This window comes from Cellulomonas sp. Marseille-Q8402, assembly GCF_965119525.1.
In genome coordinates, this window is record NZ_CBCPLX010000002.1 from 1,182,486 (window position 1) to 1,202,910 (window position 20,425).

The 20,425-nt window shown below is 75.5% G+C and carries 13 protein-coding genes and 1 rRNA gene; 8 read left to right on the forward strand and 6 right to left on the reverse strand.

What is annotated here, in order from left to right; translation table 11 throughout:
• Positions 1-46 precede the first annotated feature (46 nt).
• Positions 47-163, forward strand: a 5S ribosomal RNA gene (gene rrf, locus ACWPWW_RS16365).
• A 638-nt stretch (positions 164-801) separates the two neighbouring features.
• Here rrf and glgB read toward each other — a convergent pair.
• The 4 genes from glgB to ACWPWW_RS16385 all read right to left on the reverse strand — a co-directional run bounded on the left by glgB (position 802) and on the right by ACWPWW_RS16385 (position 8,267).
• Complete coding sequence (gene glgB / locus ACWPWW_RS16370) at positions 802-2,985, reverse strand: 1,4-alpha-glucan branching protein GlgB (RefSeq protein WP_454051392.1); 2,184 nt, start codon at positions 2,983-2,985, stop codon at positions 802-804.
• Between the two features lie 67 nt (positions 2,986-3,052).
• Positions 3,053-4,444, reverse strand: a complete 1,392-nt coding sequence (locus ACWPWW_RS16375) for a maltokinase N-terminal cap-like domain-containing protein (protein ID WP_454051393.1) — start codon at positions 4,442-4,444, stop codon at positions 3,053-3,055.
• Entirely contained in the window at positions 4,441-6,204 is a 1,764-nt protein-coding gene (gene treS, locus ACWPWW_RS16380; RefSeq protein ID WP_454051851.1) for a maltose alpha-D-glucosyltransferase, read from the reverse strand. Before treS ends, ACWPWW_RS16375 begins: the two co-directional genes overlap by 4 nt.
• A gap of 23 nt (positions 6,205-6,227) precedes the next feature.
• The gene (locus ACWPWW_RS16385; RefSeq protein WP_454051852.1) at positions 6,228-8,267 is read right to left on the reverse strand and encodes a maltotransferase domain-containing protein; all 2,040 of its coding nucleotides are present in this window, start codon (positions 8,265-8,267) and stop codon (positions 6,228-6,230) included.
• A 251-nt stretch (positions 8,268-8,518) separates the two neighbouring features.
• On the opposite strand from ACWPWW_RS16385, the gene glgP reads away from it, so the two are divergent.
• A complete protein-coding gene (gene glgP / locus ACWPWW_RS16390; protein WP_454051394.1) occupies positions 8,519-11,101 on the forward strand; it encodes an alpha-glucan family phosphorylase in 2,583 nt (860 codons plus the stop codon).
• Between the two features lie 137 nt (positions 11,102-11,238).
• Here the strand turns inward: glgP and glgX are convergent, their stop codons facing one another.
• Positions 11,239-13,461, reverse strand: a complete 2,223-nt coding sequence (gene glgX, locus ACWPWW_RS16395; RefSeq protein ID WP_454051395.1) for a glycogen debranching protein GlgX — start codon at positions 13,459-13,461, stop codon at positions 11,239-11,241.
• Between the two features lie 108 nt (positions 13,462-13,569).
• Here glgX and ACWPWW_RS16400 point away from each other — a divergent pair, with 108 nt between their 5' ends.
• Positions 13,570-14,403 (forward strand): electron transfer flavoprotein subunit beta/FixA family protein, encoded by an 834-nt coding sequence (locus ACWPWW_RS16400; protein WP_454051396.1) that lies wholly within the window; start codon positions 13,570-13,572, stop codon positions 14,401-14,403.
• Positions 14,400-15,389 carry an electron transfer flavoprotein subunit alpha/FixB family protein gene (locus ACWPWW_RS16405; protein WP_454051397.1) on the forward strand — a complete coding sequence of 330 codons (990 nt, stop codon included), beginning with the start codon at positions 14,400-14,402 and terminating at the stop codon, positions 15,387-15,389. Before ACWPWW_RS16400 ends, ACWPWW_RS16405 begins: the two co-directional genes overlap by 4 nt.
• A 112-nt stretch (positions 15,390-15,501) precedes the next feature.
• Here the strand turns inward: ACWPWW_RS16405 and ACWPWW_RS16410 are convergent, their stop codons facing one another.
• A complete protein-coding gene (locus ACWPWW_RS16410) occupies positions 15,502-16,497 on the reverse strand; it encodes a phosphotransferase family protein (RefSeq protein WP_454051398.1) in 996 nt (331 codons plus the stop codon).
• A gap of 39 nt (positions 16,498-16,536) precedes the next feature.
• On the opposite strand from ACWPWW_RS16410, the gene ACWPWW_RS16415 reads away from it, so the two are divergent.
• Genes ACWPWW_RS16415 through ACWPWW_RS16430 form a run of 4 tightly spaced genes read left to right on the forward strand, consistent with a single transcriptional unit; the run spans position 16,537 to position 20,391 of the window.
• On the forward strand, positions 16,537-17,739 hold the full coding sequence (locus ACWPWW_RS16415) for a cysteine desulfurase family protein (RefSeq protein ID WP_454051399.1): 1,203 nt from the start codon (positions 16,537-16,539) through the stop codon (positions 17,737-17,739).
• Positions 17,739-18,887: a tRNA 2-thiouridine(34) synthase MnmA gene (mnmA, locus tag ACWPWW_RS16420; protein WP_454051400.1), complete on the forward strand. Its 1,149-nt coding sequence runs from the start codon at positions 17,739-17,741 to the stop codon at positions 18,885-18,887. The genes ACWPWW_RS16415 and mnmA overlap by 1 nt, the downstream gene beginning before the upstream one ends.
• Complete coding sequence (locus ACWPWW_RS16425; RefSeq protein WP_454051401.1) at positions 18,884-19,930, forward strand: hypothetical protein; 1,047 nt, start codon at positions 18,884-18,886, stop codon at positions 19,928-19,930. The genes mnmA and ACWPWW_RS16425 overlap by 4 nt, the downstream gene beginning before the upstream one ends.
• A complete protein-coding gene (locus tag ACWPWW_RS16430; RefSeq protein WP_454051402.1) occupies positions 19,927-20,391 on the forward strand; it encodes a hypothetical protein in 465 nt (154 codons plus the stop codon). Before ACWPWW_RS16425 ends, ACWPWW_RS16430 begins: the two co-directional genes overlap by 4 nt.
• Positions 20,392-20,425 lie beyond the last annotated feature (34 nt).

A 20,425-nucleotide genomic window follows, 5' to 3' on the forward strand; every position in this document is an offset into this window, starting at 1 on the left:
GCACCCACACCGGTGCAGGCCCGTGTGCTTGACAGTTCGACAGAGTTACGGCGGTCATAGCGAAGGGGAAACGCCCGGTCCCATTCCGAACCCGGAAGCTAAGCCCTTCAGCGCCGATGGTACTGCACTCGCCAGGGTGTGGGAGAGTAGGACGCCGCCGGAACATCATTCACGAAGAGCCACCCCGCGAGGGGTGGCTCTTCGTCGTTCCCGGACAATGCACGAGGCCGAGCCCGACCCGAACCCGTCCCGAGCCCCAGCGGGTTCGGACCCGCTCGAGCCCGGGCCCGGGGCCCGCCCGGCCACGGAAACCCGGCGTGCGAGCGGACGTGACGTACGACGACGACGTGGCACGCACCCACGCGTGCGACGGCCGTCCGGATCGGCGCTCCCCGGCGAGCCCGTCGCCCCACGACGGCTTCCTGAGGCCGGTGGTTCGCGTCGATATCGGCACGTGCAGCCAGCGATCTCGGCGCAGACCAGCGATCTCGACGCGCACCACCGGTGTCGGTGGATCTGCCAGCGGCGCAGACCGATGTCGGCGGCAGCCCCACGTGACGGGATGGCGTGAGCCGGAACGCGATGGCTCGGAGGCGTCCCCGCTGCCCGTAGCTGAGGGGGGCGCGGGCACGCGTCCGCGCTGTGCGCGGTGTCGCCGGTGTCCACGTCGGGAAGCGGTCACCTGGACCGGGAGCCGGCGCGCGGAAGGGGGTGGCGCCCGGGTGGGCGCCACCCCCTGGTGGCTCGCGGTGCAGCGGGCCGCTGCCGCCCGGGCCGCTGCCGCCCGGGCCGCGTCCGGCGTCAGGCCGGGACGAAGTACAGGACGCCGAGCGGGGGGACCCGCACGGTCGCGGAGAACGCGCGGCCGTGGTGGGGCTCGGGTCGCGCCTCGACCCGGCCGAGGTTGCCGACACCCGAGCCGCCGTACTCCTCGGCGTCGGTGTTGACGGCCTCGAGCCACGTGCCGCCCTGGGGGAGCGCGAGGCGGTAGTTCTCGTGCGGGACGCCGGAGAAGTTGACGACGACCGCGACGACGTTGCCGCGGTCGTCGCGCCGGAGGTAGGCGAGCACGTTGCGGTCGGCGTCGTTGGCGTCGATCCACTCGAAGCCCTGCGGGCTGTGGTCGAGCGCCCACATGGCGGAGTGCGACCGGTAGAACCGGTTGAGGTCGCGCACGGCGCGCTGGACGCCGCGGTGCGGCTCGTGGTCCAGCAGGTACCAGTCGAGCGACCGGGACTCGGCCCACTCGGTGCCCTGGGCGAACTCGGAGCCCATGAACAGCAGCTGCTTGCCGGGGTGCGACCACTGGTAGCCGAGCAGGGCCCGGACGCCGGCGCGCTGCTGCCAGTCGTCGCCGGGCATCTTGCGCATGAGCGAACCCTTGCCGTGCACGACCTCGTCGTGGCTGATCGGCAGCACGAACTGCTCGGAGAAGGCGTACACCAGCGAGAACGTCGCCTCGTGGTGGTGGTAGCGGCGGTTGATCGGCAGCTCCGCGAGGTAGCGGAGGGTGTCGTTCATCCAGCCCATGTTCCACTTGAGGCCGAAGCCGAGGCCGCCGCCGCTGGTCGGGGTGGTGACGCCGGGCCACGCGGTCGACTCCTCGGCGATCATCATGACGCCGGGAGTCCGGCGGTAGGCCGTGGCGTTGGCCTCCTGGAGGAACGAGATCGCCTCGAGGTTCTCCCGCCCTCCGTGCGCGTTGGGGCGCCACTGCCCGGGCTCGCGGGAGTAGTCGAGGTAGAGCATCGACGCGACGGCGTCGACCCGCAGGCCGTCGGCGTGGAACTCCTCGAGCCAGTAGGTGGCGTTCGCGACGAGGAAGTTGCGCACCTCGTTGCGGCCGAAGTCGAAGACGTAGGTGCCCCAGTCCATCTGCTCGCCGCGCATCGGGTCCGGGTGCTCGTAGAGCGGGGTGCCGTCGAACCGGGCGAGCGCCCACTCGTCCTTGGGGAAGTGCGCGGGCACCCAGTCGAGCAGCACGCCGATGCCGGCCCGGTGCAGGGTGTCGACCAGGTACCGGAAGTCGTCGGGGTGCCCGAACCGGGAGGTCGGCGCGAAGTACGAGGTCACCTGGTAGCCCCAGGAGCCGCCGAACGGGTGCTCGGCCACGGGCAGCAGCTCGACGTGGGTGAAGCCCATCTCCAGCACGTACTCGGTGAGCTGGGCGGCGAGGTCGCGGTAGGAGAGGCCCTGCCGCCACGAGCCGAGGTGCACCTCGTAGATGCTCATCGGGCCGGCGTGCGGGTCGTGCGACCGGCGCTGCTCGATCCACTCGTCGTCGCCCCACTGGAACACGGACTCGACGACGACGGAGGCCGTCGCCGGCGGGACCTCGGTGCCCTTGGCGAGCGGGTCGGCCTTCTGCCGCCAGCCGCCGTCGGGCCCGAGGATCTCGAACTTGTACCGGGCGCCGGCGACGACGCCGGGCACGAAGAGCTCCCAGACGCCCGACTCGCCGAGCGAGCGCATCGCGTGGGTCGCGCCCTGCCAGTGGTTGAAGTCGCCGACGACCCGGACGGCGCGCGCGTTCGGCGCCCAGACGGCGAACGCGGTGCCCTCGACCTGCCCGAGCGCGCCCGGGTAGCGGTGCACGTTCGCGCCGAGCACGCCCCACAGCTGCTCGTGCCGGCCCTCGCGGATGAGGTGCCGGTCCAGCTCCTGCACGGTCGGCAGGTAGCGGTACGGGTCGTCCAGGCGCGTCGTCTGGCCGGCGTAGGTGACGTCGAGGCGGTAGTCGACGACCTGCGTCTCGGGCAGCAGGGCGACCCAGATGCCGTCCTGCTCGTGCACCGCGGGGGTCGAGCCCGCGGCGGTGACGACGACGACGGCGTCCGCGAGGGGGCGCAGGGTCCGGACCACCAGGCCGCTCGGGGTGAGGTGCGCACCGAGGACGGCGTGCGGGTCGTGGTACGCGCCGGAGGCGACGGCGTGCAGCGTTCCGGGGTCCACGGTGGCGGGCGACGTCTCTGCCGGGCGATTCATGTCCCTACCCAACCACCACCGGCCCGTTCCCGCAGCCAGACGATCTGCGGGCGGTGGGCGGCCGTGATCAGCCGACGAGCCGCGCCACCGCCCGCAGCGGGATCGGCAGCCAGGTGGGCCGGTTCCGGGCCTCGTAGACGGCCTCGTACAGCGCCTTGTCGAGCTCGAGCACGCGCAGCAGGTGCGCGCGGGTCCCCGGGTCCAGGTCGGGCGTCTCGGCCGAGTACCCGGCGAGGAACGCGGTGCGTGCCACGTCGGTCCACGCACCGGGGGCGTCCCCGACGGCGGCGGCGTAGTCGAACGACCGCAGCATGCCGGCGGCGTCGCGCAGGGCGAGGTCGGGCCGCGTGCGCTGCGCGACGGGCACCAGCGGCTCGCCCTCGAAGTCGAGGACGTACCAGGTGTCGTCGCCGCGCAGCACCTGGCCGAGGTGCAGGTCGCCGTGCACGCGCTGCCGGGGCGGGACCTCGGCCAGGAGGCGGGTCCGCTCGGCCAGCGCGGCGACCGCCTCGGCGTGCTGGTCGAGCTCGGGCACCGCGTCCCGGGCCCACGCGAACCGGGCGCCGAGCGCGTCGGCGACGGCGGCCGCCGCGGGGGACAGGCCCGGCTCGGGCTCGGCGGCGTGCCGTCCCTCGCCGGTCGCCGGCGGTGCGGGTGGCTCGGCCTCCGTGGGCAGGGCCTCGGCGAGCGCCCGGTGCATCTGGCCGACGACGGCGCCGAGGTCCTGCGCCAGGTCGGCGAACGACGCGCCCGTGCGTGCCAGGTCGCAGGCGAGCTCGAAGCCGTCCTGGGCGCCGGGGACGAATGCGCTGAGCACGCCGAGGTGCCCGTGCGCGGTGCCGTCGCCGTCGGGCCACTCCGCCCCGAGCCAGGCGAGCGGGCGGGGCACGTGCGACCAGCCGGCCTCGGCGAGCGCGCGCGGCACGTCGACGTCGGGGTTGTCCCCGGACGACAGGCCGCGGAAGACCTTGAGCATCGCGGTGGCGCCGTCGGGACCCGCGCCGGGCAGGATCACGGAGGTGTTCGACTGCTCGCCGGGCACGACCTTCGGCGGGCCGAGCGTGTCCGCGGGGCCGGCTGCGGGTGCACCGGCGGGCCGGTCGGCCTCGGCGAGCCACGCGCGCTCGAACTCCGGGCGGCCGGCGCCGTCGAGCACCGTGGTGCCGTCGGGCAGGCGGCCGATGGACGTCGGGTCGTCGTCGCCGGCGCGGCCGCCGAGCACCAGCGGCACCTGCAGCACCGCGCCGGTCCCGGCGCCCTCCGCCCGGATCAGCAGCAGCCGCACGTCGGCGGCGTGGCCCGGGTCGGGGTCGGGGTCGGTCAGGGTCAGCCCGCCGATCGCCGTGACCCGTGCCGCGGTGCCCTTGACGGGGAACCAGCGGCGTCCGGGGAGCCACGGGGCGAGCAGGGCGGCCAGCGCGTCGTCGCGGTCCTCGTGCACCACGCGTCGGTCGGTCATGCCGTCGTCACCGCCAGCCAGTAGAAGTCGCGCGAGCCGAGCGTGAACGAGGCGGTGCCGTCGGGACCGACCTGCGGGAACGGGGCGCCGCCGAAGACGTCGCGCAGCTCCGCGCCGGCCAGGGACGCCGGGAGCCGGAGCGTCGTCGCCCGGGCGGTGGAGGCGAGGTTCGCGACGCAGAGCAGGGTCTCGGTGCCGGACCGGCGCAGGAACGACAGGACGCTGTCGTTGTCGCCGGGGACGACGTCGAACGAGCCGAGCCCGAGCGCGGGGTGCTGGCGGCGGACCGCGAGCATGCCCCGCACCCAGTGCAGCAGCGAGGTGTTCTGGGCGATCTGCGCCTCGACGTTGACGTTGTTGTAGTGGTGCACGAGCGACTGGATCACCGGCAGGTAGAGCTTGCCGGGGTCCGCGGTCGAGAAGCCGGAGTTCCGGTCGGGGGTCCACTGCATCGGCGTCCGGACGGCGTCGCGGTCGGGCAGCCAGATGTTGTCGCCCATGCCGATCTCGTCGCCGTAGTACAGGCAGGGGCTGCCGGGCAGCGACAGCAGGAGCGCGTGCGCGAGCTCGATCTCCTTGCGGGAGTCCTCGAGCAGCGGCGCGAGCCGGCGCCGGATGCCGATGTTGGCGCGCATCCGGGAGTCCGGGGCGTACCACCCGTACATCGACGCGCGCTCCTCGGTGGACACCATCTCGAGCGTCAGCTCGTCGTGGTTCCGCAGGAACGTGCTCCACTGGCCGCCGGCGGGGATCGACGGCGTGTCGGCCAGGATGTCGACGATCGACGTCGCCTGCTGGTCGCGCAGCGAGTAGTAGATGCGCGGCATCACGGGGAAGTGGAAGCACATGTGGCACTCGGGCTCGTCCTCGGTGCCGAAGTAGTGCACGACGTCCTCGGGCCACTGGTTGGCCTCGGCGAGCATGATGCGGCCCGGGAACTCGCGGTCGATCATCGCGCGCAGGTCCCGCAGGAACCGGTGGGTCTCCGGGAGGTTCTCGCAGTTGGTGCCGTCGCGCTCGTACAGGTACGGCACGGCGTCCAGCCGGAACCCGTCGACGCCGAGCCGCAGCCAGAACCGCGCCACGTCGTGCATCGCCTCGACCACCCGCGGGTTGTCGAAGTTCAGGTCGGGCTGGTGGCTGAAGAACCGGTGCCAGAAGTACTGCCGCCGCACCGGGTCGAACGTCCAGTTGGACGTCTCCGTGTCGACGAAGATGATCCGCGCGTCCTGGTAGCGGGTCGGGTCGTCGCTCCACACGTAGAAGTCGCCGTACGGGCCGTCGGGGTCCGAGCGGGACGCCTGGAACCACGGGTGCTGGTCCGAGGAGTGGTTCATGACGAGGTCGACGACGACCCGGATGCCGCGCTCGTGGGCGGCGGCGACCAGCTCGGTGAAGTCGTCCAGCGAGCCGTACTGGGCGGCCACCGCGGTGTAGTCCGACACGTCGTACCCGCCGTCGCGCAGCGGCGACGGGTAGAACGGCGGGAGCCACAGGCAGTCGATGCCGAGCCACTGCAGGTAGTCGAGCCGCTCGATGAGGCCGCGCAGGTCCCCGCTGCCCGAGCCGTCGGAGTCGGAGAACGACCGGATCATCACCTCGTAGAACACCGCGGTGCGGTACCACTCCGGGTCGTCGCGCAGGCCGCCGCCCTCGGGCGCGGGCACGGGCGGCTGGCGCCGCTGCGGCAGCGCGGTGACGGCGATCTGGCCCGTCGGCGGCGCGGCGGACGTCGCTCCCGCGGCGGACGGCACCGGCACCCCGCCCGCGGCCGCCGGCGGGGTCACACCCGCTCCACGACGACCACGTGCGCGACGCGGCTGTACGGGTCGAGCCGCACCCACGGGTGGTCGTCCCAGGCGTAGACCTCCTGGGAGAGCACGTCGTGCGCCACGAACCGGGCGCCGGGCTCGAGCCCGAGCGCCGTGAGGTCCAGGTCGACCACGCCGTCGTGCGCGTTGCGCGGGTCGAGGTTCACCACGACCAGCACGGTGTCGTCCTGCCCCGTCGGCGACAGGTGCGCGGGCAGGTGCCGCGAGAACGCGACCAGGGAGCCGTCGCTGGTCGGGTGCACGGCCAGGTTGCGCAGCTGCCGCAGCGCCGGGTGCGCGCGCCGGATCTCGTTGAGCGAGCGCAGCAGCCGGGCGATGCCGAGCGGCTCCGCGGCCGACCAGTCGCGTGGCTTGAACTCGTACTTCTCGTTGTCGATCTGCTCCTCGACGCCGGGCCGGGGCACGTCCTCGACCAGCTCGTAGCCGGAGTAGACGCCCCACGTCGGCGCCCCCAGCGCGGCGAGCACGGCCCGGACGGCGAAGCCCGCGGTGCCCCCCGTCTGCAGGTACGGCGGCAGGATGTCGTGGGTGGTCGGCCAGAAGCTCGGCCGCATCCAGGAGCCCTGCTCGCCGGAGACCTCGGCGAGGTACTCCTCGATCTCCTCCTTGGTGTTCCGCCAGGTGAAGTACGTGTACGACTGGTGGAACCCGACGCGGGCCAGGTTGAGCATCATCGCGGGGCGGGTGAACGCCTCGGACAGGAACACGACCTCGGGGTGCGTGGCGCGGACGTCGGCGAGGATCCGCTGCCAGAACGACAGCGGCTTGGTGTGCGGGTTGTCGACGCGGAACGCCGTCACGCCGTGGCCGATCCACAGCTCGAGCACCCGGCGGATCTCCGCGTAGATGCCCTCGGGGTCGTTGTCGAAGTTCAGGGGGTAGATGTCCTGGTACTTCTTGGGCGGGTTCTCGGCGTAGGCGATCGTGCCGTCCAGCCGCGTGGTGAACCACTCCGGGTGCTCGGTGACCCACGGGTGGTCGGGGGAGCACTGGAGCGCGAGGTCCAGCGCCACCTCCAGGCCCTGCGCGCGGGCCTCGGCCACGAACGCGTCGAAGTCCTCGAACGTGCCGAGCGTCGGCTCGATCGCGTCGTGCCCGCCGTCGGGGGAGCCGATCGCGTACGGGGAGCCGGGGTCGCCGGGCCGTGCGTCCAGGGTGTTGTTCCGGCCCTTGCGGTGCGTGGTGCCGATCGGGTGGATCGGCGTCAGGTAGACGACGTCGAACCCGAGGCCGGCGATCCGGGGCAGGTCCGCGGCGGCGGTGCGCAGGGTGCCCGTGGTCCAGGTGCCGGTCGCGTCGTCGTACGTGGCGCCGATGGAGCGCGGGAAGATCTCGTACCAGGCGCCCGTGAGGGCGAGCGGCCGGTCGACCAGCAGCGGGTAGACCGGCGACGGGCTGACGAGCTCCCGCACGGGGTGCGCGGCGAGCGCGGCCCGCACCTCGGCCGACAGACCGGCGGCGAGGCGCGCCTCGGCGGGCCGGGTCGCGTCGCGCAGCGCGGTCACCGCGTCGCGCAGCAGCTGCCGGTCGGCCTCCGGCACCGGTGCGCCGGCGTCGTCGGCCGTGCGGTCGGCGGCGCGGCCGAGCAGCCGGGCACCCTCCTCCAGCATCAGCTCGACGTCGACGCCGGCACCGACCTTCAGGGGAGCGTCGTGCGCCCAGGTGCCGTACGGGTCGGACCAGCCCTCGACGCGGAAGCCCCAGGTGCCGGGCTCGTCGGGCACCAGGTGCGCCTCGTGGCGGTCCAGGCCGGGGGCGATGTCGACCATCGTCGCGCGGGCGCGGTCGGCGCCGTCCGGGCCGATCAGCACGGCGGTGGCCGCGCACGCGTCGTGGCCCTCGCGGAACACGGTGGCGCGGACGGGGACGGCCTCGCCCACCACGGCCTTGGCCGGCCAGCGACCGCCCTCCGCGACGGGGGAGACGTCCACGACCGGGATCCGGCCGATGGGGACGTGCCCCCCGGGCGTCCCGGGAGTCGCAGCCGTCACGGCCGCCGACGGGGGCGTCGTGGGTGCGACGGCCGCGGCGGAGGCGGTCGAGCGGGGGCGGGCACGACGCGGCGCGGGCTGGCGCGGCGGGGGTGTCGACGTCACGGTCCCGAACCTATCCACTGGTGCCGGGGCCAGCCATCCGGGCGGAGCACCTTCTCGGTCCGCCGGCGGCGAGGACGCCGGTCGGCAGCACGAACCGGGACGGAAGTGCTGTTGTCGACGCCCTGGTCGTGCGTACTGTCGTCCGCGTGAGAGCCATCCGCCGATTCACCGTCCGCACCTCGCTCCCCGCCGGGCTCGCCGACCTCGACGAGCTCGCGCACAACCTCCGCTGGTCCTGGCACGCGCCGACCCGCGACCTGTTCGCCCGCATCGACCCGCAGCTGTGGGACGCCGTCGGCGGCGACCCGGTCGCGCTGCTCGGCGCCCTGCGCCCCGAGCGGCTGGCCGAGCTGGCCGCCGACCCCGACGTCGTCGCCTCCGTCCGCGCCGCGACGGCCGACCTGCACGAGTACCTCGAGGCGCCGCGCTGGTACCAGCAGCGGCAGGCCACCGACCCCGCGCTGCCCGCCGCCATCGGGTACTTCTCCCCGGAGTTCGGCGTGACCGCGGTGCTGCCGCAGTACTCCGGCGGCCTCGGCATCCTCGCCGGCGACCACCTGAAGAGCGCCTCCGACCTGGGCGTGCCGGTGGTCGGGGTCGGGCTCATGTACGGCTCCGGCTACTTCAAGCAGTCGCTGACCCGGGACGGCTGGCAGGTCGAGACCTACCCCGTGCTGGACCCGGACGGCATGCCGCTGACCCTGGTGCGCGAGCAGGACGGCACCCCGGCCGTGGTGTCGATCGCGCTGCCCGGCGACCGCACCCTGCACGCGCACATCTGGACGGCGACCGTCGGCCGCGTGCCGCTGCTGCTGCTCGACTCGGACGTGCCGGAGAACGACGAGGCCGCCCGCAAGGTCACCGACCGGCTGTACGGCGGCGGCGGCGAGCACCGGCTGCAGCAGGAGCTGCTGCTCGGCGTCGGCGGCGTCCGCGCGCTGCGCGTCTGGTCGCGCCTGACCGGCGCGCCGGTGCCGGAGGTCTACCACACCAACGAGGGGCACGCCGGGTTCCTCGGGGTCGAGCGGATCCGTGAGCTGGTGAGCGGTGCCGGCCTGGGCTTCGGGGAGGCGCTGGAGGCGGTGCGGGCCGCGACCGTGTTCACGACGCACACCCCCGTGCCCGCCGGGATCGACCGGTTCGAGGCCGCCCTGGTCCAGCAGTACTTCGGCGGGGCGAACGAGGCCGAGGGCGTCCCGGTCGAGCAGGTCCTCGCACTCGGCGCGGAGGACTACCCGGGCGGCGACCCGCTGATGTTCAACATGGCCGTGATGGGCCTGCGGCTCGGCGGCCGGGCCAACGGCGTCTCGCTGCTGCACGGCGAGGTCTCCCGCGACATGTTCAGCGGCCTGTGGCCGGGGTTCGACGACGTCGAGGTCCCGATCACGTCGGTGACCAACGGCGTGCACTCGCCGACCTGGGTGGACCGCCGGCTCAGCGACCTGGCCGCCGAGCGGCTCTCCGGCGAGGAGGTCGCCGCGGGCGTCGGCTGGCTGCGCACCGACGCGATCACCGACGAGGAGCTGTGGGCCGTGCGCCGCACGATGCGCGCCCAGCTGGTCGCCGACGCCCGGCGGCGCGTGCGCGCGTCCTGGACCCGCCGCGGCGCCAGCCCCGCCGAGCTCGGCTGGGTCGACGACGTGCTGTCGCCGGACGTGCTGACCATCGGGTTCGCCCGCCGGGTGCCGACCTACAAGCGCCTCACGCTGATGCTGCGCGACCCCGAGCGGCTCAAGGCCCTGCTCACGCACCCCGAGCGGCCCGTCCAGCTGGTCATCGCCGGCAAGTCGCACCCCGCCGACGACCAGGGCAAGCGGCTCATCCAGCAGCTGGTCCGGTTCGCCGACGCGGAGGGCGTCCGGCACCGCATCGTCTTCCTGCCGAACTACGACATCGCGATGGCGCAGACCCTCTACCCGGGCTGCGACGTGTGGCTGAACAACCCGCTGCGGCCGCTCGAGGCCTGCGGCACGTCGGGCATGAAGGCCGCGCTCAACGGCGGGCTGAACCTGTCCATCCTCGACGGGTGGTGGGACGAGTGGTACGACGGCGAGAACGGCTGGGCCATCCCGACCGCCGACGGCGTCGACGACCCGGACCGCCGCGACGACCTCGAGGCCGCCGCGCTGTACGAGCTGATCGAGCACCAGGTCGCCCCGCGGTTCTACGACCGGGACGAGCGCGGGCTGCCGCTGCGCTGGCTGGAGATGGTGCGGCACACGCTGGCCACGCTCGGCCCGAAGGTGCAGGCCACCCGGATGGTGGCCGACTACGTCGAGCGGCTCTACGCCCCCGCTGCTGTGGCGGGCCGGGCGCTCGCGGGGGACCAGGCGTTCACGGGCGCCCGGGAGCTGGCCGGCTGGAAGAGCCGCGTCCGCTCGGGCTGGCAGCACGTCCGCGTCGACCACGTGGAGTCGGGCGGCGTCGGCGAGGTGCCGCAGGTCGGCGACGCGCTGCACGTGAAGGCGTACGTGACGCTCGGGGACCTCACGCCCGCGGACGTCGAGGTGCAGGTCGTGCACGGCAAGGTGTCGGAGTCCGACGAGCTGCACGCCTTCACGGTCGACCCGCTGGCGCTCGCGGACACGTACGAGGGCGGCCGGTACGCGTTCGCCGGCGACGTGCTGCTCGACGCCTCGGGCCCGTTCGGGTACAGCGTCCGGGTGGTCCCGCAGCACGCGGGCCTCGCGTCCGTCGCGGAGGTCGGCCTGGTGGCGAACGCGGGCTGACACCCGACGCCGAGGTCGTGCGGTCCTCTCGAGGTCGTGCGACGTCCCGCACGACCTCGGCGACGTCGCACGACCTCGGCGACGTCGCACGACCTCGGCGGAGCACCCTCGCGGCGCTGGCGGTGCGCAGGGACGGGTCAGGCGGTGTAGACGCGCAGGCTCAGCGGTTCGAGGAGCGCGCGGGTGCCGGCGTCCTGGTGCAACGCACCGTTCACCGCCGCCGAGCCCGCCTCGTCCGGGTGCTCCCAGGTCGAGTCCCACGCGAGGGTCCACGTGGTCGGCCGCCCGTCCGCCAGCACGACGTCGACCGGGTCCAGCGACCCGTTGACGACCACCAGCACCGCGTCGTCGTCGACCGCCCGGAGCATTTGCAGGGTCCGCAGGTCGCCGTCGTGCCACCGCTCGTGGGTGAACGGCGCCCCGGTGGGGTCGAACCAGGTGAGGTCGGGGCGGTCGCCGCCGGCGGCGCGGCCGGTGAAGAAGCGGGTGCTGCGCAGCGCCGGGTGCGCGCGGCGCAGGGCGGTCAGGCGCTGCGCGGTCGCCAGCAGGTCCCGCCGCCACGGTGCCAGGTCCCACGAGACCCAGGAGAGCGCCGAGTCCTGGCAGTACGCGTTGTTGTTGCCGCGCTGGGTGCGGCCGATCTCGTCGCCGGCGGTGAGCATCGGCGTGCCGGTCGCGAGCAGCAGGGTGGCGAGCAGGTTGCGGATCGACCGGCGGCGCAGCGGCACGATGTCGGCGGCCACCGAGTCGGCGCCGACGGGGCCCTCGACGCCGTGGTTCCAGGACCGGTTGTCGTCGGAGCCGTCGCGGTTGGACTCGGCGTTCGCCTCGTTGTGCTTGTGCTCGTAGGCGACGAGGTCCGCCAGCGTGAACCCGTCGTGCGCCGTGACGTAGTTGACGCTCGCCCGCGGCCCCCGGACGAGCGGCGGGTCCGAGTGGCCGAACACGTCGACCGAGCCCGACAGCCGGGTGGCGAGGTCGCGGACCCGGTGCTCGGGCAGCCCGTGCGCGGCGCGGGCCGGGTCGGCGAGCCAGAACGACCGGACGGAGTTGCGGAACTTGTCGTTCCACTCGGCGAACGGCGGCGGGAACTGCCCGGTGCGCCAGCCGCCCGGGCCGACGTCCCACGGCTCCGCGACCAGCTTGAGGCCGTGCAGCGCGGGGTCGTTGCCGGCCGCGACGAGGAACGGGTGGTCGGGGTCGAACCCGGCACGGCCGCGGCCGAGGGTCACGGCCAGGTCGAAGCGGAACCCGTCGACGCCGACCTCCTGCGCCCAGTACCGCAGGGAGTCCAGCGCGAGGCGCACGACCTCCGGCCGGCGGAAGTCGAGGGTGTTCCCGGTGCCGGTGACATCCGCCAGCGCCGCGGGGTGACCGCCGTCGTGCAGGTAGTAGAGCGCCGAGTCCAGGCCGCGCCAGGACAGGTGCTGGCCGCCCATCCCGCCCTCGCACGTGTGGTTGTAGACGACGTCGAGCAGGACCTCGATGCCGGCCTCGTGCAGCGCGTGCACGGCCGTGCGCAGCTCGTCCAGGACGGCGGCCGGGCCGGCGGCGCGCGCCGCGGCGGTGGCGTACGGGGCGTGCGGGGCGAAGAAGCCGAGGGTGCTGTAGCCCCAGTAGTTGGTGAGGCCTTTCTGGACCAGGTGCGGCTCGGAGGAGAACGCGTGCACCGGCAGCAGCTCGACCGCGGTGACGCCCAGGTCCCGCAGGTGCTGCACGACGACCGGGTGGCCCAGGGCGGCGTAGGTGCCGCGCAGGTGCGGCGGGAGACCGGGGTGCCGGACGGTCAGCCCGCGGGTGTGCGCCTCGTAGACCACGGTGTCGGCCCACGGCACCCAGGGCCGGTTCGCGGCGGGGTCGACGGCGTCGCCGGCGCCGCGGTGCCCGGGCCGCCGGTCCACGACGACGGCGTGCGGCACGTGCGCCACCGAGTCCCGCGGGTCCGCCGCGCCGAGCGGGTCGCCGCGCAGCGCGTCGTCGACGACGTGGCCGTAGGTCGCCGGGCCGTGGTCGACCTCCCCGAGCAGCCCGTACGCGTACGGGTCGACCAGCAGCTTCGCCGGGTTGTAGCGCAGCCCGGCGGCCGGGTCCCACGCACCGTGCGCGCGCAGGCCGTACCGCTGACCGGGCCGCACGCCGGGCACGCGCGCCGCGAACACCCCGAGCTCGGGGCCCGCGAGCCGCACGCGGCGCTCGGCCCAGCCGGTCGTCGCCGTGGGGTCCGGGTCGAGCAGGCAGAGGTCGACGGCCTCGGCGTGCGGGGCGAGCACCGCGACCTCGACGCCGTCGTCGGTCACGTGCACGCCGAGGCGGGGCGGGGGCGCGCCGGGTGTCCCGGGTGCGCGGCTGGCGGACGTCACCGGCCCATTGTGGCCCCGCCACCGGCCTCACCCGCCCCCGACCTGCGGCTCCGGCGCGGGACGGGGGTCCCGTGCCGTGCGCGCGCCCCTGCGGGTAACGTTCCCGAGGTGAGAATCGTGGTGTGCGTGAAGCACGTGCCCGACATCCAGTCCGACCGGTCGCTGGGGCCCGACGGCCGCATGGTCCGTGACGGGGGCGACGGCACGATCAACGAGCTGGACGAGAACGCCGTCGAGGCGGCCGTCGTCCTGGCCGAGCAGACCCGGGACGCGGGCGGGGACGCGGAGGTCGTCGTCGTCACCGTGGGCCCGGACGACGCGGAGGACGCGGTGCGCCGCGGTCTCCAGCTCGGGGCGGACGCCGCGGTGCACGTCCTGGACGACGCGGTCGCGGGCTCCGACGTCTTCGGCACCGCGACGGTGCTCGCCGCCGTCCTGCGCCGGCTCGGGGAGCAGGCACCCGTCGACCTGGTGGTGACCGGGATGGCGGGCCTGGACGGGCTCACGTCGCTGCTGCCCGCCACGCTCGCGGACCTCCTGGACCTGCCGCAGCTGACGCTCGCGGCGCAGGTCACGCTGGCGGACGGCGCCGTCACCGTGCGCCGCGACCTCGACCACGTCACCGAGGTGCTCAGCGCGCCGCTGCCCGCGCTGGTGTCGGTCACGGACCGCGCCAACGAGCCGCGCTACCCGAACTTCCAGGGGATCATGGCGGCCCGCAAGAAGCCGGTCGAGACCCTGACCCTCGCCGACCTGGGCGTCGACCCCGGCACCGTCGGGACCGCAGGCGCCCGCACCGAGGTGCTGGAGGCCGCGCCCCGGCCGCCGCGCACCGACCGGGTGCTGGTCGCCGACGACGGCGAGGCGGGCACGCGGCTGGCCGCGTGGCTGGTCGAGCACGAGCTGGTCCGCACCACCCCCGCGACGGGAGAGGTCCTGTGAGCGCCACCGTCCTGATCCTGCTGGACCACGCGGGGACCGGTGCGCTGCGCGGCAGCGTGCTCGAGCTCGCGACCGCGGCCCGCGACCTGGCCGACGGCGGCGAGGTGCACGGCCTCTGGGTCGGCGACGAACCGCTGGACCCCGCGCTCCCGGTGCTGGGGCGGCACGGGGTGTCGGTGGTGCACGCGGTCACCACCGGCGACGCCGACCCCCGGCTGACCCCGGTGCTGGCGGAGGTGCTGGTCGACGCCGTGCGTGACGCCGGCGCCTCGGTGCTGCTGACCCTGTCGACGTTCGAGAACAAGGAGGCGGTGGCCCGGCTCGCGGTCGCCACCGGGGCGGGCGTCGTGACGGACGCCGCCGCCGTCGGGCGCGACGAGCAGGGCCGGGTCGTGGCCGGCAAGACCGTGCTGGCCGGCACCTGGACCACGCGCTGCGCGGTGCGCACCGAGCTGGCGGTCGTGACGGTGAAGGCCGGCGCGATCGTCTCCCGGCACGTCGAGGCCGAGGCGCCGCCGATCCCCGAGGTCCGGCCCCGCGCGGTCGCGGTGTCCGAGCGCGCGACCCGGGTCCGCGTCGTCGAGCGCACCCCCGAGGCGCCGTCCGACCGCCCCGACCTGTCGTCCGCCGACGTCGTCGTGGTCGGCGGCCGGGGGACCGAGGGCGACTTCTCGGTGCTCGAGGCGCTCGCGGACGAGGTCGGGGCCGCCGTCGGCGCGACCCGCGTCGCGACGGACGAGGGCTGGATCGGGCACGAGTCGCAGATCGGGCAGACCGGCGTCACCGTCTCGCCGCGGCTCTACATCGGCGCGGGCGTGTCCGGGGCGGTCCACCACCGGGGCGGCATGCAGGCGTCCGGGACGATCGTGGCGGTCAACAGCGACCCGGAGGCGCCGATCTTCGAGATCGCGGACTACGGGATCGTCGGCGACCTGTTCACGGTGCTGCCCCAGCTGACCGAGGAGCTCCGCCGCCGCCGCCGCTGAGCCGCGCCGCGCAGCGCCACCGCCGAGGTCGTCATCACGGCACCAGGTCGTCCCGCAGGACCGACGACCTCGTGCACGGGTGACGACCTCGCCGTCGTCACGGCCCCGGTGGTCAGGCGAGGGCGCCGAGCCAGGCGACGGCGTGCCGCGCCTGCGCGGCCTGGAACCGGCGCAGGTTCGGGATGCCCACGGGCGCGGGCTGCAGGGCGCTGTGCGCGAAGTAGCCGGCCAGGCCGGCGACGGCGGCGCGCAGCCGCTCGGGCTCGACGCCCCGCGACGCCGGCCGGGACCAGAAGATGTCCTGCGGCGCGCCGCCGCCCTGCATGGCCACGCTCGGCAGCATGAACGCGAGGTCCAGCCAGGGTGCGCCCACGCTCGTGTGCGGCCAGTCGATCAGCGCGACCCGGCCGCCGTCGTGGTCGTGGTCGATCAGCACGTTGTCGGCCCGGAGGTCGCCGTGCACCAGCGCCGTGCCGACGCAGGCCGCGAGCGCGTCCTGCTCCCAGGTCACCAGCGCCGCGAGGTGCTCGCGCACCCAGGCCCCGGTGCCGCCCGCGAGCGTCGCCAGCCGGTCCAGCTCCGCGCCGGGCAGCGCCGCGAGGGTCGCCCACCCGGTGAAGTCGCGGGTGAGCAGCTCCTGGGTGCCCCTCAGGCCGTGCCCCGGCAGCGGCTCCGCCTCGGCGAGGGTGTCCAGCGCCCGCAGCACGACCTGGAGCTCGTCCGGGCGCCAGGGCAGCAGCGGCGGACGGCCGGGCGCGACCTCGAACCCGAGGAGCACCCAGTCGCCGTCGTCGTCGGACCACAGCAGCCGCGGCGCGGGCACCTGGGCCGGCAGCGCGGCGGCCGCGCGTACCTCCGCCCGGGCGAGCTCGGGGGACTCCGGGTTCTGCTCGGGGGAGACCGCCTTGACGAACACGCCGTGCCCGTCGGCCAGCTCGAGCACCGCGGCGAAACCGGGGCTGAACCCGGTGGTCGCACTGGTCTCGGCGGTCACCTGGGAGCCCGTCAGCTCCTGGATCCGGGTGCGGACGGACCGCGGCAGGTCGCGCCAGTCCAGGCGTTGGCCGCTGAAGGCCAGGGGCGGCGTCGTCGCGTCGTCGGCACTCACGGGGCACATCCTGCCAAAACGATTCGTAGAATCGTGCGGGTGAGCGCGTATCTGGACCACGCGGCCACGACGCCCGTGCTCCCGGAGGCGGCTGCCGTCCTGGTCGAGCACCTGTCCCGGACAGGCAACCCGTCATCCCTGCACACCTCCGGCCGCAGCGCCCGGCGTGCGGTCGAGGAGGCGCGCGAGGCGCTGGCCGCGGCTCTGGGTGCCCGGCCGAGCGAGGTGCTGCTGACCGGGGGCGGGACCGAGGCGGACAACCTCGCGGTGAAGGGCCTGTTCTGGGCGCGGACCGCGCAGGACCCGGCCCGTCGGCGCGTGCTGGTGTCGGCCGTCGAGCACCACGCCGTCCTCGACCCTGCGTTCTGGCTGGCGGAGCACGCCGGGGCGGAGATCGTGCTGCTGCCCGTGGACGACGAGGGCCGGCTGCGGGTCGACGCGCTCCGCGACGAGCTGGCCGAGCACGGCGACGCCGTCGCGCTGGTGTCGGTGATGTGGGCGAACAACGAGGTCGGCACGGCGCAGCCGCTCGCGGACGTCGTGCGGCTCGCGCACGCCCACGGGATCCCGGTGCACGCCGACGCGGTGCAGGCGGTCGGGCAGGTGCCCGTCGACTTCGGCGCCTCGGGGCTGGACGCGATGACGGTGAGCGGCCACAAGCTCGGCGGCCCGACCGGCGTGGGCGCCCTGCTGGCGCGACGCGAGCTGGGCCTGGTCCCCGTCCTGCACGGCGGCGGCCAGGAGCGCGGCGTGCGCTCGGGCTCGCTCGACGTGCCGGCGATCGCGGCGTTCGCCGCGGCCGTCACGCACGCGGTCGCGACGCGCGAGGCGACGGCCGCACGGCTCGGCGCCCTGCGGGACGAGCTGGTGGCCGGCGTCCGTGCGGCGGTGCCCGACGCCGTGCTGCGTGGCCCGGCCGAGCGCGCGGACCGGCTGCCCGCGAACGCGCACTTCACCTTCCCGGGCTGCGAGGGCGACTCCCTGCTCTACCTGCTCGACAGCGCGGGGGTCGAGTGCTCCACCGGCTCGGCGTGCCAGGCCGGCGTGCCGCAGCCCAGCCACGTGCTGCTCGCGATGGGGCTGGACGAGGCGGACGCACGCGGCGCGCTGCGGTTCAGCCTCGGGTGGCCGTCGACCCAGGACGACGTGGACGCCCTGCTGGCGGCGCTGCCCGACGCGGTCGGGCGGGCGCGCGCGGCCGGGCTCGCCGGCGCACCGCGGTCGAAGGCGGGGGCGGCCTGATGCGGGTCCTCGCGGCGCTGTCCGGCGGCGTCGACTCCGCCGTCGCGGCGGCCCGCGCGGTCGACGCCGGCCACGAGGTCGTCGGCGTGCACATGGCGCTGTCCCGGAACCGGGCGCAGATGCGCACCGGGTCGCGCGGCTGCTGCTCCATCGAGGACGCCGGCGACGCGCGGCGGGCCGCCGACGTGCTGGGCATCCCGTACTACGTCTGGGACCTGTCGGAGCGGTTCGAGGACACCGTCGTCGCGGACTTCCTCGCGGAGTACGAGGCGGGCCGCACCCCGAACCCCTGCGTGCGCTGCAACGAGCACATCAAGTTCGACGCGCTGCTCGACAAGGCGCTCGCGCTCGGGTTCGACGCCGTGGCCACCGGGCACTACGCCCGCGCGTCGGCCGGCCCCGACGGCACCCCGGTGCTCCGGCGCGCTCGCGACCTCGCGAAGGACCAGTCGTACGTCCTCGCCGTGATGGGCCCCGAGCGGCTCGCGCGCGCGCTGTTCCCGCTGGGCGACGTCGCGTCCAAGGACGAGGTGCGCGCCGAGGCCGCCGCGCGCGGGCTCAGCGTGTCCGCCAAGCCGGACTCGTACGACATCTGCTTCGTGGCGGACGGCGACACCCGCGGGTTCCTGCGGGACCGGCTGGGCTCGCGCCCCGGCGAGGTCGTGGACGCCGACGGCACGGTGCTCGGCACGCACGACGGCGCCTACGGCTACACGATCGGCCAGCGCAAGGGCCTGCAGCTCGGGCGACCGGCCCCCGACGGCCGGCCCCGGTACGTGCTGTCGATCGAGCCCGTGGCCAACCGGGTCGTCGTCGGCGGGGTCGAGGAGCTGGCCGTCGGGGCGGTCGACGCCACCGACGCCGTCTGGTTCACCGCGCCGCCCGCCGGCTGGACGGCGTGCCGGCTCCAGGTCCGCGCCCACGGCGCCACCGTGCCCGCCCGCGCCCGCGCCACGGACGGCGGCGGGGTCGAGATCCGCGTCGACGGCCCGCTGAGCGGTGTCGCCGCCGGGCAGTCGGCGGTCCTGTACGGCGGGCCGGACGGGGACGTGGTGCTCGGGCAGGCGACGGTCGACGTCGCGCACCGTGCTGCGGCGGCTGCGTCGGCTGCGTCGGCTGCGTCGGCCACCTCGGCGGCCACCGCGTGACGGCGGTCAGCGGCACCGGTCCCTGGCCCGGCACGGACCCGCTCGAGGCGCAGCAGACGGTGCTCGGCGACCTCACCGACCTGCGCGACGGAGTCGAGGGCCTGCCCTGGACGGTCCGGCTGCCCGAGCGGGGCCCGTACGGGACGCTCGCTGCCCACGCCCTCGGCCTGCTGGTCGAGATGCCCGCCGACCTCGGCCCGCACGGCTGGCAGCTGGCCGACCGCCCCGGGCGCGACGCCACCCGGCTGACGGCCACGCACCGGACCGACCTGGACGCCCTCGCCGTCGCCGCGCACGGCTGGGAGGGCCCGCTGGTGGTGCCCGTGTCCGGGCCGCTGACCCTCGCCGCGAGCGTCTACCTGGCGCGCGGCGACCGGGCCGTGGCCGACGCCGGAGCCGTCGCCGAGCTGGTCGAGTCGCTCGGCGCCGGGATCACCGAGCACCTCGCGGCGGTGCGGCGGTCCGTCCCCGGCGCCCGGCCCACGGTGCTGCTGCACGAGCCGCTGCTGGCGCAGGTCGTCGCGGGCGTCCTGCCGTCGTTCTCCGGCTACGCGCGGCTGCGGGCCGTGCCGGCGCCGGTCGCGTCCGAGCGGCTGGCGCGGCTGGTGACGCTCCTGCGGGCCGGCGGCGCCGAGCGGGTCGTGCTGCACGTCGGCGCCGGGACGCCCGCCCTCGGGGCCGCACGTGGTGCCGGCGCCGACGCGCTGGGCGTGGACGTCGCCGGGCTCGACGAGCGCTGGTGGGAGCAGATCGCCGAGGTCGTCGAGGCCGGGACGGCGCTCTGGGCGGGCGTCCCGCAGCCGGAGACCTCGCAGTGCGCGGGGCCCGACGTGCGCGGCGTCGCGGACGCGGTCCTGCGCGGCTGGGAGCGGGTCGGGCTCACGCGGGCCGGGCTGCGTGACGTGGTGCTGCTGGCCCCGGCGGGACCGGCGGTGCCCACCGCCGGTCCGGGCGGGACGGTCGTCGACCCGGCCGCGGCCCGGTCCACCCTGGCGACCGTGGCGCGGGCCGCGGCGGTCGTGGCCGAGCGGGCGGAGGCGTGACCGCGGGCGGCGCGGCCGGCGGGCCGGTGGGCGGCGGGCCGGCTGCGCGCCGGAGCCCCGTGTGGCTGGGCCGGGGACCGGCCACGACGCTCGCCGCCGGCGCGCTGCTGGCCCTCGCCGGCCTGGTCACGCTGCTGGTCCTGTGGGTGGGGCTGGTGACCGCCACGCTCCGCACCGGGCTGGCGGACGACGCCGGCACCGGTCCCGGGAACGCCTGCGTCGCCGCCGCGACGGCGGACGAGGGCGACGCCGAGGTCACGTCGTCGCTGCTGCCGCCCCGCGCGGTGTGCACCTGGACCACGGACGGGCGCAGCCGGACGACCGTCCTCGCGGAGCGGCCGGGGTGGGTGGCGACCGCGGCGGCCGTGGCCGGCGGCGTCGGGGTGCTCACGGTCGCCACCACGGTCGTCGTCGAGGTGCGGCGCCGGCGTCGTGCCGCCCGCGCGTCCGTGTCCGCCTGAGGCCGCCCGCGCGTCCGCTCGGCGTGACCCGGGC